12 protein-coding genes and 2 pseudogenes are annotated in these 16,241 nt (G+C 74.3%); 6 read left to right on the top strand and 8 right to left on the bottom strand.

Annotation, left to right across the window (positions count from 1 at the left end):
* Positions 1–38 precede the first annotated feature (38 nt).
* The gene (locus ACWCPW_RS02055) at positions 39–1,613 is read right to left on the bottom strand and encodes a DHA2 family efflux MFS transporter permease subunit (RefSeq protein ID WP_449759655.1); all 1,575 of its coding nucleotides are present in this window, start codon (positions 1,611–1,613) and stop codon (positions 39–41) included.
* Between the two features lie 204 nt (positions 1,614–1,817).
* Here ACWCPW_RS02055 and ACWCPW_RS02050 point away from each other — a divergent pair, with 204 nt between their 5' ends.
* On the top strand, positions 1,818–2,681 hold the full coding sequence (locus tag ACWCPW_RS02050; protein ID WP_449759654.1) for a phosphotransferase family protein: 864 nt from the start codon (positions 1,818–1,820) through the stop codon (positions 2,679–2,681).
* 82 nt (positions 2,682–2,763) lie between these two features.
* Here the strand turns inward: ACWCPW_RS02050 and ACWCPW_RS02045 are convergent, their stop codons facing one another.
* Positions 2,764–4,377 (bottom strand): MFS transporter, encoded by a 1,614-nt coding sequence (locus ACWCPW_RS02045; RefSeq protein WP_449759653.1) that lies wholly within the window; start codon positions 4,375–4,377, stop codon positions 2,764–2,766.
* Between the two features lie 210 nt (positions 4,378–4,587).
* On the opposite strand from ACWCPW_RS02045, the gene ACWCPW_RS02040 reads away from it, so the two are divergent.
* Entirely contained in the window at positions 4,588–5,262 is a 675-nt protein-coding gene (locus ACWCPW_RS02040) for a TetR/AcrR family transcriptional regulator (protein WP_449759652.1), read from the top strand.
* Here the strand turns inward: ACWCPW_RS02040 and ACWCPW_RS02035 are convergent.
* Both ACWCPW_RS02035 and ACWCPW_RS02030 read right to left on the bottom strand, forming a co-directional pair.
* A pseudogene (locus ACWCPW_RS02035) lies at positions 5,259–7,832 on the bottom strand (ATP-binding protein); the annotation flags it as partial. The gene ACWCPW_RS02040 and the pseudogene ACWCPW_RS02035 overlap by 4 nt on opposite strands.
* Before the next feature lie 273 nt (positions 7,833–8,105).
* Positions 8,106–8,894: pseudogene (locus ACWCPW_RS02030) on the bottom strand (AfsR/SARP family transcriptional regulator); the annotation flags it as partial.
* A 246-nt stretch (positions 8,895–9,140) separates the two neighbouring features.
* Between ACWCPW_RS02030 and ACWCPW_RS02025 the strand changes: the two are divergent.
* Entirely contained in the window at positions 9,141–10,016 is an 876-nt protein-coding gene (locus ACWCPW_RS02025; RefSeq protein ID WP_449759651.1) for an alpha/beta fold hydrolase, read from the top strand.
* A gap of 25 nt (positions 10,017–10,041) precedes the next feature.
* Here the strand turns inward: ACWCPW_RS02025 and ACWCPW_RS02020 are convergent, their stop codons facing one another.
* The gene (locus ACWCPW_RS02020; RefSeq protein ID WP_449759650.1) at positions 10,042–10,704 is read right to left on the bottom strand and encodes an HAD family hydrolase; all 663 of its coding nucleotides are present in this window, start codon (positions 10,702–10,704) and stop codon (positions 10,042–10,044) included.
* Between the two features lie 76 nt (positions 10,705–10,780).
* Complete coding sequence (locus ACWCPW_RS02015; protein WP_449759649.1) at positions 10,781–12,403, bottom strand: acyl-CoA dehydrogenase family protein; 1,623 nt, start codon at positions 12,401–12,403, stop codon at positions 10,781–10,783.
* A 142-nt stretch (positions 12,404–12,545) separates the two neighbouring features.
* Between ACWCPW_RS02015 and ACWCPW_RS02010 the strand changes: the two genes are divergently transcribed.
* Both ACWCPW_RS02010 and ACWCPW_RS02005 read left to right on the top strand, forming a co-directional pair.
* Positions 12,546–13,388 carry an SDR family NAD(P)-dependent oxidoreductase gene (locus ACWCPW_RS02010; protein WP_449759648.1) on the top strand — a complete coding sequence of 281 codons (843 nt, stop codon included), beginning with the start codon at positions 12,546–12,548 and terminating at the stop codon, positions 13,386–13,388.
* Between the two features lie 121 nt (positions 13,389–13,509).
* Positions 13,510–14,337: an MOSC domain-containing protein gene (locus tag ACWCPW_RS02005; RefSeq protein WP_449759647.1), complete on the top strand. Its 828-nt coding sequence runs from the start codon at positions 13,510–13,512 to the stop codon at positions 14,335–14,337.
* Positions 14,338–14,449: 112 nt separating this feature from the next.
* On the opposite strand, the gene ACWCPW_RS02000 is transcribed toward ACWCPW_RS02005, so the two are convergent.
* Positions 14,450–15,058, bottom strand: coding sequence for a helix-turn-helix domain-containing protein (locus ACWCPW_RS02000; protein WP_449759646.1), 609 nt, complete (start codon positions 15,056–15,058; stop codon positions 14,450–14,452).
* A 62-nt stretch (positions 15,059–15,120) separates the two neighbouring features.
* On the opposite strand from ACWCPW_RS02000, the gene ACWCPW_RS01995 reads away from it, so the two are divergent.
* A complete protein-coding gene (locus tag ACWCPW_RS01995) occupies positions 15,121–15,792 on the top strand; it encodes a B3/B4 domain-containing protein (RefSeq protein ID WP_449759645.1) in 672 nt (223 codons plus the stop codon).
* Between the two features lie 7 nt (positions 15,793–15,799).
* Here ACWCPW_RS01995 and ACWCPW_RS01990 read toward each other — a convergent pair whose 3' ends face one another.
* A complete protein-coding gene (locus ACWCPW_RS01990) occupies positions 15,800–16,219 on the bottom strand; it encodes a YchJ family protein (RefSeq protein WP_449759644.1) in 420 nt (139 codons plus the stop codon).
* Positions 16,220–16,241: the final 22 nt, after the last annotated feature.

Here is a 16,241-nt window from a genome sequence, read left to right as displayed (position 1 = left end):
CGTGAGGCCAGGGATCGGCCGGGCCGATCGGCGCCGCCTCACGCCGAGGCGTCCCGGGGGACCAGGTCGCGTTGGCGGACCAGGAGCAGCGCGAGGGCGGCTGTGGCCAGGGCGAGCGCCGCGACGCCGTACATCACCACCGAGGCGCCCGCCGCGTACGCGTGCTCGATCGCCGCGGTCACCGCCTCGCCGCCCCGGGCCGGCGTCAGGTCCCGGACCCGGTCCGCGTCGCCGTCCCGCGCGGCGGCCACGATCCGCTCGCGGACCGCGTCCGGGACCCCGGCCCGCGCGCCGACCACCGCGTCGAACCGGGCGGCGAACGGCACCCCCAGCACCGCGATGCCCACCGCCGCGCCGATCGGGAACAGCCCGTTCGCCGTTCCGGACGCCATCCCGGCCCGCTCGGCCGGCACCGTGTTCACCGCGATCGACATCACCGGACTCGACGCGAGGCCGCTGCCCACGCCCCACACCAGCAGGCCCGGCAGGAAGGCCGGCCAGGACGCGTCGGGGGAGAAGCTCAGGCCCATCAGCAACGCGCCCAGCGCGAGCGTGGCGAAGCCCGCCGCGATGATGTGCGCGGCGGCGAGCCGGCTCTGCAGGCGCCCGGCGACCAGGCCCAGGCACAACTGCGGGATGAAGATCGGCAACAGGAGCAGGCCCGAGGCCAACGGGCTCAGGCCCAGCGCTCCTTGGAAGTAGAGCAGGAAGTACACCGACGAGCCGACCGTCACGAACCGGGACAGGAACGAGATGGACACCGCGCCGACGAAGGTCGGGATGCGGAACAGGGCCAGGTCCAGCATCGGCGCGGCCACGCGCCGCTCGATCGCCACGAAGGCGGTCGACAGCAGTGCGGTCGCCGCGAATCCGCCCACCGTCAGCGGGTGGGTCCAGCCCTGTTCGGCGCCGCGCGTGACGGTCAGGTTGAGCAGGCCCCACATGGCCACCAGGGTCGCCGCGCCCACCCAGTCGATGCGACCGGCCGGCGGCGCCGGTCGGTCCCGGGGCAGCCGGGCCGCGGCGAGCGCGAACGCGCCGATCCCGATCGGGACGTTGACCAGGAACATCCACCGCCAGTTCGCCACGTCCACCAGCACGCCGCCGAGCAGCGGGGCCACCGCGGCACAGGCTCCGAGGGTGGAACCCCAGGTGGCGATGGCCATGTTGCGCCGTTGCCCCTGGTACGCGTTCGCGATCAGCGGCAGGCCGGTGGCCAGGAGCATCGCCGCGCCGATGCCCTGGACGCCGCGAAAGGCGTCCAGGAGCAGGACGTTCGGGGCCAGCCCGCAGGCGAGCGAGGACAGCGTGAACAGCGCGATGCCGGTCAGGAAGACCGGACGCCGGCCGATCCGGTCGGACACGCTGCCGGCGGTCTGGAGGAACGCGCCGAAGGTGAGCGAATAGGCGACGATCACCCACTGGAGGCCGGCCAGCGACCCGTTCAGGTCGTCCTGGATCCGGGGCAGGCCCACCGACACCATCGTGATGTCCACGACCAGCAGCACCGAGGCCAGGGTGACCAGGAACAGCACCACGCGCGAGCCGTCGGCACCACCGGTCGGGTCGGTCGGATCCGTCGTACTCGCGGTATCTGCGCGCGCGTCGGCCACGCCGCCACCCCCGGGAATCGAAGTGAAGTAAGGCTTGCCTAAGTCATCCTGGCGAGTGCGTGCGCTTGAAGTCAACATGTGTGAAGTTCAAGCTCGGCGGGCGGCCTGGCAGGCTTGTCCTCGGATCGCCGCGCGGGTGGTCGGGGTCGCGATGCCGGGCTCGGCCGGACGCGCGGCCGACCCCGACGAACAGGAGAGCCGTCCGTGCCCGTGCCCATGCCGAACGCCGAGATCCTCGCCTGGCTGCGCGAACTCGTCGGCGACGTCCCGATCGAGCCCATGGGCGAAGGCGCCAACCGACTGTACGGCGTCGGCGATCTGGTCCTGCGGGTCTTCCACGACCCGGAGCGCCTGGCCGCGGACCCGTGGTACCGACCGGAGCGGGAGGCCCGTACGCTGCGGTTGCTCGCCGACACCCCGGTCCCCGCGCCGGAGTTGATCGCGGCCCGACTCGAGGGCCCGGCCCCGGCACTGCTGACCACGCGCGTTCCCGGCACGCCCGAGCCGCCCGCCGACCCGGCCGTACTGCTGCGGCAGGCCGCCGAGTTGCTGGCGGCCATCCACGCGGTGGACCCGGGCGAGGCGGGTTCGGCGGAGTACGCGCCCTACTACGACCCGGCGGTCGACGGTGTGCGGACCGTGCCGACCTGGACCACCCGCCCGCACGTGTGGCAGCGCATGCTCGCCGCGCTGGCCGAGGAACCCCCGTACGCCGCGCCAGGTTTCATCCACCGCGACTTCCACGCCGAGCAACTGCTCTGGGTGGACGAGCGGATCGGCGGTGTCGTGGACTGGACCACCGGCTGCGTCGGCCCGCGCGGCATCGACCTGGCCCGGATCCGGCTCAACCTCGCGCTGAGCCACGGGGTGGCCGTCGCCGAGGAGTTCCTGCCCGCGTACGCCAAGGCGTCCGGTCGGACCGAGGACCACCATCCCTACTGGGATCTGCTCGACGCGGGTGACGCGCTGCTGGACTGGCCGGAGCCGAAGACCCGCGAGGAACTCGTCGAGTGGCAGCGCTTCGAGGCGTGGGTCGGCCGCGCGGTACGGACCCTGCCCAAGGGCTGAGGTCGCCCGAGGCGGCGGACCCGGGACGGGCGAAAGGGCGGCCGACGCGAGGTCGACCGCCCTGGTCCGCCGCGGGGCCGGCTCAGCCCACCGACTCCTTCTCGCGCTCCGGCGTGTCGGCATCCGCGTCCGTCACGTCCGTGCGCGCGGCCTGGGTGCGGGCCCGGTTCGGCAGGATCAGGCCGACCAGGACGGTGCCCGCGGCGAGCACGATGCCGCCGATCAGGCTGGTGTGCGCGACCGCCTGGGTGAACGCGTGGTCGGCGGCCTGGACCAGCGCGTGCGCCTGCTCCGGACCCGCGACGCGGCCGACCTGCTCGGCCGCGGCGAGCGCGCCGCCGATCGAGTCCGCGGCCACGTCCATCGCGGCCGGCGGCAGCTTGCCGTCGACGGCCTCGGTCAGCTCCGACTCGTACGACGTGGCCAGCACCGAGCCCAGGATCGCGATGCCCAGCGCGCCGCCCAATTCCACCGCGGTGTCGTTGACGCCGCCGCCCGCGCCCAGTTCGTTCTCCGGGAACGAGCCCATGATCGCCTCCGTGCACGGCGACACGCTCAGGCCGATCGCGACGCCGAGCAGCAGCAGCGGGGCGAGGAAGTCGCCGCAGCCCGAGCCGTCCGAGACGCGCGTCATCAGCAGCACGCCGATCGTGCCCAGCGCCATGCCGGTGGTCACCGTCACGCGCATGCCGAGCCGCGGGGTGAGCTGCCCGGTGGCGATCGCGCCCAGGCACACCGCACCGGCCAGCGGGAGCAGTCGCACACCGGTCTCCAGCGGCGTGTACCCGAGCACGAACTGGAGGTGCTGGGTGAGGAAGTAGATCGCGCCGAAGGTGCCCAGGAAGAACAGCAGGACGGCGAGCATCGAGCCGGAGAACACCCGCTCGCCGAACTTGCGCAGGTCGAAGATCGGGCGCGGGTGCCGCAGTTCCCAGGCGATGAACGCGCCCAGGCCGACCACGAAGACGACCAGCGCGGTCACCGGGCCCGTGCCCCAGCCGAAGTGCGGGCCCTCGATGATCGCGTACACCAGCGAGCCCAGCGTCGCGATCGAGAGCGCACCGCCGACCAGGTCGAGTCGGCCGTAGTCGTGCGCCTTCGACGGCGGGACCACGAACAGCGCGGCGACCACGGCGATCAGCGCGACCGGCACGTTGATCAGGAACGTGGAGCCCCACGCGTGGCTCTCCAGCAGCCAACCCGCGAGCAGTGGGCCGAGCGCGATGGCCAGACCCGAGGTCGCGGTCCACGCGGTGATCGCCTTGGCCCGCTCGCCGCGCGGGAAGGAGGCGACCAGCAGGGACAACGTCGCGGGCATGATCACCGCGGCGCCCAGGCCCATCACCGCGCGGGCGATGATCACGCCCGAGGTCGAGTGCACCAGGGAGCCGCCGACGGAGCCCGCGGCGAAGATCACCAGGCCGGTGATCAGCGCGCCGCGCCGGCTGTACTTGTCGCCGATCGCGCCCAGGATCAGCATCAGCGCCGCGTACGGCACGGTGTAGGCGTCGATCACCCATTGCAGGTCGCGGCCGGACAGGCCCAGGTCGCGGGTCATGTCGGGAGCGGCCACGATCAGCGACGTGTTGGCCATGACGATGATCAGCAGGCTCAGGCACAGCACGCCCAGGGCCCACCAGCGGCGTGAGTACGGCCGTTCCATCCGGTCGACCGGAGTGGTGGCGAATACGGACATCGGAACGCCTTTCGGAGCAGGCGGCCGGCGCAGCCGCGGTAATTGCACAACGATGTGCAACTTAGTTGATTGCACAGCGCTGTGCAAATATGAGAGAACAAGTCGGGGTGAATACGATGATTCGTCGCCATACCCCCTCGGGGCGTCGTGTCGCTGCCGTCGGGAGCGGATTTCTGAGAGGCTCCAGGTCACCCCAGAGAGGAACGCGCGATGCAGACGAAACCGGGAGCCGAGCCGGCTCCGGCCGGAGCCGGCCACGCGGAGGCCGGGTCCGCCGCGCCCCCGCGTCGGCGCAACGCGCAGTCCAACCGGGAGCGCATCCTCGCGGTGGCCAGGACCGAACTCATCCGCGACGCGGACGCGTCGATGGACGACATCGCGCGGGCGGCGGGCGTGGTGCGGCGCACGGTGTACGGGCACTTTCCCAGCCGCGAGGCACTGGTGGCGGGGCTGGCCGAGGAGGCGCGCCGGGACATCCTGGGCGCGGTCGAGGACGCGACGCGGGACGAGGACTCGCCGGATGAGGCGCTGGCCCGATTCGCCTTCGCCGCGTGGCGCGGCGGCGATCGATACCGGCTGCTGATCAGCTTCGCCCAACGCAATCTGGGCGACGGCGGGATCCCGGCGATGCTGGCTCCGGTACGGGAGCGCTCGATCGCGCTGATCACCGCCGGCCAGCGCGCGGGCGTGTTCGCCGACCACCTGCCCGCGCCGGTGCTGGCGCTCGCGCTGGAGGGCATGTGCGTCGCGCTGCTCCAGGGGGTCAACGCGGACATGCGGGTGACGGCGGCGGACCAGGCGGTGGCCTCGCTGGTGGCGCTGGGCGTGCCGGCCGAACGGGCGATCGACGTGGTCGCGCGAGTTGCGGCGTCGGACCAGGCTTAGGGCCCGGGATCCGCCCGGGTGCCGGGAGCGGCCCGGTGGTCGGCGGATTCGGTCAGCGCGGTCCGGATCGCGGTGGTCCAGTGCGGAGCCGCCGCGTGCCGGGCCAGGTCCAGTGCCCGTCGGTAGTGCTCGCGGGCCTCGGCGGGGCGGCCGGTCGCGGCGCACAGGTCGCCCAGGTGTCGGGCGACGGGTCCCAGGGTGAGCAACCCGCTGCCCGCGCCCGCCAGTTCGGCCGCGGCGGGCAGCAGTGCGGCGTGGATCCGCGCCATCGCGGGCCGATCGTCGAGCGCGACGGCGGCCCGGGCGGCCAGGCACAGACGGGCCTCCGTGAGCAGGTCGCGCGGTGACTCGGGCAGCCGCCGCAACGCCTCGGCCGCCGCGCTCCGGCGCCCGGCCGCGAGCAGTTCGAGCGGGCGGATCCACGGCGCGTCCGGGCCGGGCCCGGACTCCGGTGTCGGCGCGAGCGGGCGATCGGCCTGGACCCGCAGGCAGGCGAGCGCGAACGGCAGGAAGCCGTCCGCCATTCCGTGCATCCCGGTCCCCGGCAGCCGGGCCGCGAGCCTTCGGTACGCGGCCGCCGACCCCGGGTGGTTCGCGACGGTCAACCGCAGCGCGGCGTAGCCGTCGGTGAACACGGACACCAAGGGGAGTTCGTAGCGCTCGGCGATGCGGTCGACCGATGCGGCGTGCCGGTCGGCGGCGGCGAAGTCGGCCCGGGCCGCGTGTGCCTGGAGCAGGATCAGATGGGCGAGCACCTCGAACGCCGGGAGTTGGCGACGGTGTGCGAGGTCGAGCAACTCGGCGCCGATCGCGGCGCGTTGTGGCGCGAGGCCGGCTCGTTCGAAGGTCTGCAGGAAGCGGCCGTCCAGGGCGAAGGCGAGCAGGGCCGGGTCGTCGACGCGGCGCGCGATCGCCTCCGCCTCGCGGGCCGCGTCCCGACCCCGGTCGCCGGTGGCGCCGCGCAGTTCCAGGGCGAGCGTGCCGAGCAGCCGGCCGCGCGCCTCGTCCGCGTCGGGGGGCAGTGCGGCCAGGGTGCGTTCGGTGGCCGCGACGACCCGGCGGGCCGATTCCGGGTCGTCGGTGCGGGGCCAGATCGCCGGCACGTCGAAGGCGCCGATCACCCGTGCGGTACGCGGCGCGTCGCCCAATTCCTCGGCCGCGGCGACGGCTTGGTCCCGATGCCGGCGGGCCGCGCCCAGCTCGCCCGCGAAGGCCAGCGCCCGGACCAGGCCCATCACCGCGTCCAGTCGGGCCCGGGCGCGGTCGGGCGTGGAACCGGCCTCGGCCGAGGCGCGATCCCACGCGTCGACCGCCGCGCGCCACCTCCCGGCCGCCTCGTGCGGAGCGAATCGCCGTTCGGCCCGTTCGGCCGCGGCCCGGGCGTAGTGCGCGGTGCGTTCGGCGGGCACCCGGCCCTCGGCCCGGACGAAATGGTGGGCGAGCGCGTCGACATCGTCGGGACGCAGGCGCTCCAGGGCGTGTGCGGCGGCGGCGTGCCGACGCGCGCGGCGGGCGCGCGGCAGGTCGGCGTACAGCGTGTCGCGAACCAGGGCGTGCGCGAAACGCACCCGGTCCGGGCCCGTGTCGAGCAGGAAACCGGCCGGCAGCGCGCATTCGACCGCGTCCAGCGTGGCCTCCTCGTCGCCGGTCAGCGCGATCAACAGGTCCAGGTCCACGTCGAGGCCGAGCACGGCGGCGTGCCGGAGCACCGCGCGGGACGCCTCGGGAAGGCCGGCCAGCCGATGCCGGATCACGTCCCGCACGCCCACCGGGACGTCCGCGAGCGCGTCGGCGTGCACGTCGGAGTCGGAGTCGGCTAGCAGTCGGGCCAGTTCCCGGACGAAGAACGGATTGCCCGCGGTGCGCCGGTGGATCGCGCGCGCGGTCGGGTCGTCCACGTCCCGACCGGCGGCGGCCCGGACCAGCTCGCGCACGTGCGGCTCGGGCAGCCCGGTCAGTTCGACCCGGGTCGGCTCGGCGCGCGCGATCCGGCCGAGGGCGTGCGCGAGCGCGGCGGAGACCTCGGTGTCCCGGTAGGTGCCCAGCACCAGCACCGGGCGGTCCAGGGGTCGCGCGGTCAGTGCGGTGAGCACGGCGAGGGTCTGCTCGCCGGCCCAGTGCAGGTCTTCGAGAACCAGCAGGAGCGGCCCGTGCGCGGCCACCCGGGACAGGTGCGCCACCAGCGCCAGGTGCCGGTGGAACCGGGCGGCGGCCGGATCGCTCGGCGGCCGATCCGGCTCGGAGTCGACGCGCGGGTCGACCGGGTGGCCGGGTTCGGTGTGCGACGGGGAGGGCGGGTGGCCGGCCTCGGTATGCGACGGGTCGAACAGGTGGCCGGCCTCGGCGAGTTCGGCGCCGATTTCGGTCCACGGCCAAGCGGCGGGCGCGTCGGCGTACTCCGGACTGCGCCCCCACGCGGTGGTCCAGCCGTGCTCGGCCAGGCGCCGGGTCAGCGCCCGGGCCAGTGCGGTCTTGCCCGCGCCGGCCTCCCCCGAGATCAGCGCCGCCTGGAGCCGGTGGCGCGCCGCGACGGATGCGGCGGTCTCGGCGAGCCGGTGCAACTCGGCGCCCCGACCCACGAAGAGCGCGTCGGGCGACGGCGCGCTCGCGGTGTCCGGAGGCGCGGGTACGGATGCGGGTACGCCCGCGCGGGCGGGACGGCCGCTCGGGTGGCCGGGGGCGGGTTCGTCGGGCGAGCCTGCGGGCGGTGCCGGGCTTCCGACCGGGTGCGGGTGCGGCTGGTGGCCCGAGGTGTGATCGTCGGGCAGGTGCGTTGATGGTGTCCGATGTGTCCGACATGTCGGGTGTGTCGGGTGTGCGGCTCGGGGGTCGGCTCGGCCGTCCGGGAGGCGGGCCGTTCGGTTCAGGTGGGGTGCCTGGCGGAGGATGTCGGTTTCCAGGCCGCGCAGGTCGGGGCTCGCGGTCAGGCCCAGTTCGCCGGCGAGCGCCCGGCGGGCCCGGCGGAGCAGCGCGAGGGCGTCGGTCTGGCGGCCGGTGCGGTACAGCGCCAGCGCGAGCAGGGCCCAGGCATCCTCGCGCCACGGGTGCTCCCGGACGTGCGCCTCCAGGTCCGGCACCGTCTCGGCGGCCCGGTCCAGGGCGAGGGCGGCGCGGGCCCGCCGTTCCACCGCGAGCAGGCGCAACTCGTCGAGTCGGGCCACCTCGCCCAGCGCCCAGGGCTGTTCGGCGAACTCCGCGTACGCGGGTCCGCGCCACAGTGCCAGCGCGGCGGTGATCCCGGTGAGCGCGGGGTGCGGCCGGTCGGCGTCCAGGAGGTGTCCGCATTCCCGTACGGCCGCCTCGAACCGCCACGCGTCCACCGCGTCGGGGGCCGGCCGCAGCGCGTAGCCGGGGCCGGAGGTGAGCAGCAGGCCGGCGGGCGCGCGCGGGGCGCGGTCGGGCTCGACGGCTCGGCGCAGCGCGGAGACGAAGGTGCGGATGGTGGCCACGGCGCTCGCCGGCGGGTCCGGCCACAGGTCGTCGACGAGCCGGTCGACCGGGACGACCCGGCCGCGGGCGATCAGCAGTCGGGCCAGCACGGCGCGGTGTCGGGGGCCCTTGAGGTCCACCGGTCCGTGCGCGTCCTCGGCGGTCACCGGGCCGAGTACGACGAAGCGCACCGACGACGTCACGCCACACCCTTCTCCGGTCCCGCCCGATCCCGGCCAACCTATCCCGGAGCCGGCGAACACCCTGCTCGGCGCGGGTGCCAGGCGCGTCGCAGAGGCCGGATCGGGGTCGGGTCCGACGCCGCCGGCGGCGGTCGCGCCGACGTCGCTCATCGGATGCTCATCGATCGCTGATCCGCGGGCCGCAGGCTGAAGCCGTCCTGGATCCGCCGTGCCGACCCGGTCGGCACACCCACCGAAGGAAGACCGATGACCCTCAGGATTCCCGATTTCGACTACCGCCGGGTCGCCGTCGACGACGGCGTCGCGCTCAACGTCGCCGTGGGCGGGTCGGGCCGCCCGGTCGTGCTGCTGCACGGCTTTCCGCAGACCCATCTGATGTGGCGACACGTCGCGGCCGACCTGGCCGCCGACCACACGGTCATCTGTCCCGACCTGCGCGGCTACGGCGACAGCGACAAGCCGGTGGACCGGGACGGGCTGACCTACGCCAAGCGCACGATGGCCGCGGACGTGGTGGCGCTCGCCCGGGCGCTGGGCCACGAGCGGTTCGCGCTGGCCGGCCACGACCGGGGTGCGCTGGTCGCGTTCCGGGCCGGGCTCGACCACCCGGACGCGGTCCGCCGGTTGGCGTCGCTGGACGTGCTGCCGACCCTGGACACGTGGGACGTCCTGCGCGGCACCTCGGCCGCCGTCGGCTTCCACCTCTATCTGATGGCGCAGCCGGTCGGGCTCCCGGAGCGATTGATCGCCGGCGGCCCGGACGCCTTCTTCGGCCACTTCCTGGACCTGTGGACCAACGACCCGGCGGCGATTCCGGCGGACGTCCGGGCCGCCTACCTGCGGGCCTCGCGGGAGGCGATCCCCTCGATCGTGGCCGACTACCGCGCGTCGGCGCTGATCGACGTCGAGCACGACGAGGCGGATCGGCGGGCGGGGAATCGGCTGCGGATGCCGGTGGCCGTGCTCCAGCAGGACTGGGGTGCCGCGCTGGGCTTCGACGCGGCGGCGCGCTGGCGGGCGTGGGCGCCGGACCTGCGGCACACCACGGTGTCGTGCGGGCACTTCATGGCCGAGGAGGCGCCCACGCAGGTGGCCGGCACCCTGCGTGAGCTCTTCCGCTGAGCGATGGGCCGGCTCCCGTCTCGGGTCAGCCCAGGTCGGTGATCAGGGCGGGCAGGTCGCGCATGGACTTGAACACGGTGGTGCCCGGGCCTTCCAGCAGGTGGGGCGCGATCAGGTCGGTCGTGTAGGCGAAGGCGCGCATTCCGGCGGCGCGGGCGGCGAGCAGGCCGTTGACGCTGTCCTCGACCACGACGCAGTGCTCGGGGGTCACCTCCATGCGGCGGGCGGCGTGCAGGAACACGTCGGGTGCGGGCTTGCCGTGGGCGACCTCGGTGGCGCTGAAGATGCGGCCGGCGAACCGCTCGTACAGGCCGGTGCGGCCCAGGGTGTGCGCCATCTTGTCGTGGCCGCCGCTGGACGCCACGCACGTGGTGAAGCCGAGTTCGGCGAGGGTGTCCACGGCGTACTCGATGCCCTCGACCGGGCTCAGCGCGGCGTCCACCTCGACCCGGTGCCGACTCTCGAAGCCGCGGGTCCACTCGGCGGCGGTGTCGGCTCCGACGTGTTCGGCGATCTGCTCGGCGATCGCCGCCGAGGAGCGGCCGACGAAGCGCTCGACCACCTCGGCCGGGGTGAGCGGCCAGCCGTGTTCGGCGCCGAGCGCCACGTGCGTCCGGATCGCGATCGGCTCGCTGTCCACGAGGACGCCGTCACAGTCGAAGATCACGAGTCGAACAGAGTTGATCATGAACGGAGCCTAGAACGGCGCCTCGTCCGCGCGGAGCGGGGGGCGGGGGCGGAACGCCGGATCCTCCGCGCGGCACCTACGCCTCCCGCACCCGGGACAACAACGCGCCCGTGTCGGTGCCCGCCGGGAGGGTGCCGAACGCGTGGCCGCCCTCGCGGGCCAGGCGGGTGGCGCAGAACGCGTCGGCCGCCGGGCTCGCGGCGCGCACCAGCAGCGCGCCCTGGAGCACCACCGCCATCGACTCGACGATCCGTCGGGCCCGGAACTGCGCGTCGTTCGGGTCGGCCAGTTCCTTGCGCAGCGCCGCCACCGCCGTGTCCAGTCGGCGATCCGCGCCGGCGGCCGGGTCGACCTCGGCGAAGAAGGCGTCCACGCACGCCGGTTCGCGGGCCATCGCGCGCAACGCGTCGAGCGCGGCGACGTTGCCCGAACCCTCCCAGATCGACACCAGCGGCGCCTCGCGATACAGCCGGGGCAGCCCCGACTCCTCGACATAGCCGTTGCCGCCCAGGCACTCCAGCGCCTCGGCCGCGTGCGCCGGGCCGCGCTTGCACACCCAGTACTTGGACACCGCGACCGCGATCCGGCGAAACGCCGCCTCGCCCGCGTCCCCGCGCAGCGCACGATCGCCGGCGCCGGCCAGCCGCAGCGCCACCGTGGTCGCGGCCTCGGACTCGATCACCAGGTCGGCCAGGACGTTGCGCATCAGCGGCTGATCGATCAGCGCCGCGCCGAACGCCCGCCGGTGCGCCGCGTGATGCGCGGCCCGCACCGCGCCGACCCGCATCCCGCACGCGGCCCCGATCACGCAGTCGAGCCGGGTGGCGTTGACCATCGTGACGATGGTTCGCACGCCCTGGCCCTCGGCGCCGACCAGGCGGGCGTACGCGCCCTCGTACTCGATCTCCGCCGACGCGTTGGACCGGTTGCCGAGCTTGTCCTTGAGGCGCATCAGGTGGAACGTGTTGCGGCTGCCGTCCGGCAGCACGCGCGGGACCAGGAAGCAGGAGAGCCCGCCCGGGGCCTGGGCCAGGGTCAGGAACAGGTCGGACATCGGTGCGGAGGTGAACCACTTGTGCCCGGTCAGCCGGTAGGAGCCGTCCGCCGAGGGCACCGCGCGCGTGGTGTTGGTGCGTACGTCCGAGCCGCCCTGCTTCTCGGTCATCGACATGCCCGCGATCAGCCCGAGCTTGCCGGCCGGCTCGCGCAGTCCGAAGTCGTAGCTGCGCGAGGCCAGCAACGGCTCGTAGAGCTCGGCCAGTTCCGGCTGCACGCGGAGCGCGGGCACCGAGGCGTAGGTCATCGAGATCGGGCACATGTGGCCCGCCTCGACCTGACTCCACGCGTACAGCTTCGCCGCGCGCGCGACGTGCGCGCCCGGGCGGTCCTCGCGCCACGGGCTCGCGTGCAGGCCGTGCTCCACCGCGACGGTCATCAGTTCGTGCCACGCCGGGTGGAACTCGACCTCGTCGATCCGGTGCCCGTAGCGGTCGTGGCTGCGCAGGATCGGCTCGTGCTCGTTGGCCAGCCGGCCCCACTCCTGGGCCGGTTCCTCCCACGCGCGCAGCCCGAGTTCACGGACCTCGGCCTCGGCCCAGCCGGCGTCCTCGCGACGCAGCGCCTCGTACAGCGCGGGATCGGCGGCGCAGTCCCGCGCGGTCGGAGCCGGGACCTGGTTGGTGACCTCGTGCGTCGACATGTCCAGCAGTCAAGCAGCGCTACGCGTCGGTAACAAGACCGGACGCGTGCTGCTCGGCACGTGTCGTGCGCGCTCCGCCGCGGGTTTCGGCGGATTCGGAGATTTACTGGATTCTGTCAAGGTAATCCGGCATGGTCGGCGCATGCCTCAGCACACTCCCGTCGCCTTCGTCACCGGTGCCAGTCGCGGAATCGGCCGTTGCGGCGCCCTCGCCCTCGCCCGCGCCGGCTACGACGTGGTGCTCACCGCCCGTACCGTGCACGAGGGGGAGGGGCGCGGCGGGCCCACGTCCTCCACCGCCGATCCCACGCCGTTCGCGATCCCCGGCAGTCTGGAGACCACCGCCGGCGAGATCGAGGCGCTGGGCCGGCGGGCGCTGCCGATCCGGATGGACCTGATGGACCGGCAATCCATCCTCGACGCGTGCGACACCGCGCTGGGCACGTGGGGGCGCGTCGACCTGCTCTTCAACAACGCCATATACCAGGGCCCCGGTGCGATGGACCGGATCCGGGATCTGCCGATCGAGGCCGCACAGAACCTGCTCGTCGGCAACTACCTGCACCAACTCGTGCTGATCCAACGGCTGTTGCCGCACCTGCTGGAGCACCCGCGCAGTCACGTGGTGAACATGACGTCGGGCTCGGTCCGACTCGATCCGCCCGGCCCGGCCGGTGCGGGCGGCTGGGGGGTCGGGTACGCCGCGTCCAAGGCCGCGTTCGGGCGGGTCGCCGGCGTGCTGCACGCCGAGTATCGCGAGCGCGGGCTGCGCGCGTTCAACCTCGACCCCGGCTTCGTGCTCACCGAATCGCAGAAGGCGCGCGGGTCCGGCGGCCACCTCCAGGCCAACTTCACCGCCGCAACGCCCGACATCCCCGGGGAGATCGTCGGCTGGCTGGCCACCGCCGAGGAGGCCGACGCACACGCGGGCACGACGGTGTTCGCCCAGCGGGTGTGGAAGGAACTGCGCCCGGCCGACGCCTGAGCGGCGGGTCCGGCTCGACCGTCCCGCCGTTTCGGGCGAGCGGTCCGCGCCGCGCGACGAGACGACCGCGTGGTGGTGGGCCGGCGGCTTCGGGCGAGAACGTCGTGGATAGGGTCGGGTGATGGCCACAGTCGTCGAACTCATCTACTACCCGATCAAGGGTTGCGCCGGGACGTCGTGCGATCGCGCGTTGTTGACGCGCGCCGGACTCGCCCACGACCGCGCATTCATGGTGGTCGACACGAACGGCGTCTTCCGCACCCAGCGCCGCGATCCGCGCCTGGCGTCGATCCGCCCGGAGATCGACGCCGCCGGCGAACGCCTCACCCTGCACCGGACCGGCGTGGCCCCGGTGACGATCGACGTGGACAGTACGGGAGTCCGGCGCGACGTGGACCTGTTCGGCAACCCGTTTCGGGGCATCGACCAGGGGGACGCCGTCGCCGAGTGGATCTCGGACGCGCTCGGCGCGGGCAGCCGGCTGGTCCGGGTGCCGCCGGAGCACGAGCGGGTGACCGACGGCGCGATCCCGGGCACCGCCGGATACGCGGACAGCTCCCCGTTGCACGTGCTCTCCCGCGGTTCGCTCGACCTGCTCAACGCGCGACTGGCCGAGCGGGGCGAGTCGCCGCTGCCGATGAACCGCTTCCGGCCGAACGTCGTGGTCCAGGGCTGGTCCGAACCGCACACCGAGGACCGGCTCCGGCGGTTCGGCGTCGGCGAGGCGGAACTGGGCTACGCCAAGCTCGCGATCCGCTGCGCGGTCACGATGGTGGACCAGGTCGCCGGGACCAAGGAAGGCCCCGAACCGCTGCGCACCTTCGCCGGCTACCGGCGCGCGGCCCAGGGCGGGGTGGCCTTCGGCGCCAAGTTCGCCGTGCTGCGCCCCGGCAAGTTGTCGGTGGGGGACGAACTGGTGGTCGGCGAGTGGGGCACGGCCGAGGCGTAACCCAGGGCGGGACGACCGGTGGAAGCCCCGGGCCCGGCCGCCACCGGGCCGGCCGGGGTGGGGCCGGATCCGCCGAGGCCGGGCGGGCCGGGGCCGCCGAGCGCGGGCCGGGTCAGCCGGTGTCGGACCGGCTCGGCAGGAGCACGACGCCGACGAACCGGGCGGTGGCCGCGCCGTCGTTGCGATAGGAGTGCGCCCGGTCGGCCGCGAAGCGGGCGCACGCGCCGGCCGGGACGTCCACCCGCTCGCCGGCCACCTCCAGGGTGAGCACGCCGTCCAGGACGGTGACCAGTTCGCGGACGCCCGCGCCGTGCGCCGCGCTGACGTGCGCGTCGCCGGGAGCCAGCGTCCAGCGCCACAGCTCGGCCGGGACGGGCGGGTCGCTGCCGATCAACAGATCGCCGTGGCCGCCGTGTTCGCCCCGCCACAGCCGCGTCCCGCCACCCGCCGGGACCACCTCGACGACCGGCGCCGGCGCCCCGTCGACCAGGCCGGTCAGCGGCAGGCCGAGCGCGTCGGCGATCCGGGCCAGGGTGAGCACGCCCGGGTTGCCCCGACCCTGCTCGACGCCCACCAGGGCACCCTTGCTCAGGCCGCTGCGCGCCGCGAGCGCCTCCAGGGACCAGCCGCGCGCGGTGCGGGCGGCCCGGACGTTGGCCGCGATCGCGCGGCTGACCGCAGGTTGACCGGGATCGGCCAACGGGTCATTATTCTGCTCCATGCGGTCTACTGTAGTGGACCGTGGCCCGACCGGGTCGCCATGTCGCGGAGGAGAACCCGAACGTGCTCACGTCCATCACCATCGACCCGGCGGTGCACGCGCTGCGCCCCGACGCGGTCGTGCTCGCGCTGGTCGCCACCGGACTGCCGGGCGGCCCCAGCGACGACGGCTCCCGCGCCGCGCTGGCCGAGGCGACCCTGTCGCTGCCCACCACCCCGCCCGAGGAACACCCGAACGTGGCCGCGTGGCGACAGGCGTACCGCGCGTTCGGCGCCAAGCCGCAGCGCACCCGCTGCTCGGTGGAGGCGCTGCTGCGGCGCGGCGGGCTGCCCGAGGTCAACCGCCTGGTCGACCTGTACAACGCGGTTTCGGTGCGGCACGTGCTGCCGGTCGGCGGCGAGGACCTGGCGCGCTACCGCGGCGCGGCCCGGCTGATCCGGGCCGAGGGCACCGAGCCGTTCGAGGTCCTGGAGGCCGGGCTCCCCGCGATCGACCACCCCGCGCCGGGCGAGGTGGTGTGGTGCGACGACGAGGGCGTCACGTGCCGTCGATGGAACTGGCGCCAGTGTGTGCGCACCCGGATCACCGAGCACACCACCGACGCGCTGTTCCTGTTCGAGCGGCTGGAGCCGATGACCCTGGACGCGCTGCACGAGGCGGGCGAGGATCTGGCCAAGCGGCTGCGCGACCTGTCCTCGGCGGTGCGGATCGAAAGCCGGCTGGTCGGCGTCTGACCGCTGGTCAGCGCGGCAACGGGCCGACGTAGACCCAGGCGCCTTCGTACCGGACGAACCGGCTGTGTTCGCGCAGCGTGTCCTGCTGCCCGCGCTCGAGATAGGTCGCGGTGAACTCGACGGTGCCCTCCTGGTGGAACGGCCCGCCGTCGGTGCTCGCGAGCACCTCCAAGCCCAGCCAGCGGGTGCGCTCGTCGAGGTCGAGGCGCTCCGGCCGGGTGTCGGGGTGCCACGTGCGCAGGAGATAGGCCGTGTCGCGCACGGCGAACGCGCTGTAGCGCGAGCGCATCAGTGCCTCGGCGGTGGGCGCGGGGGAGCCGGCGTGCCGTGCGCCGCAACACGCGCCGTAGGTGTCGGGCAGGCCGCAGGGGCAGGGCGAGGCGGCGGTGACGGCGTCCGGTCGGGGCCGCGGGGTGCGTCGGGACATGCCCCGATTCTGGCCCAACCGG

The sequence above is a fragment of the Embleya sp. NPDC001921 genome (assembly GCF_053594475.1).
Note: the sequence above shows the minus strand (reverse complement) of the source record. Positions and strands in the feature narration are given on the sequence as shown.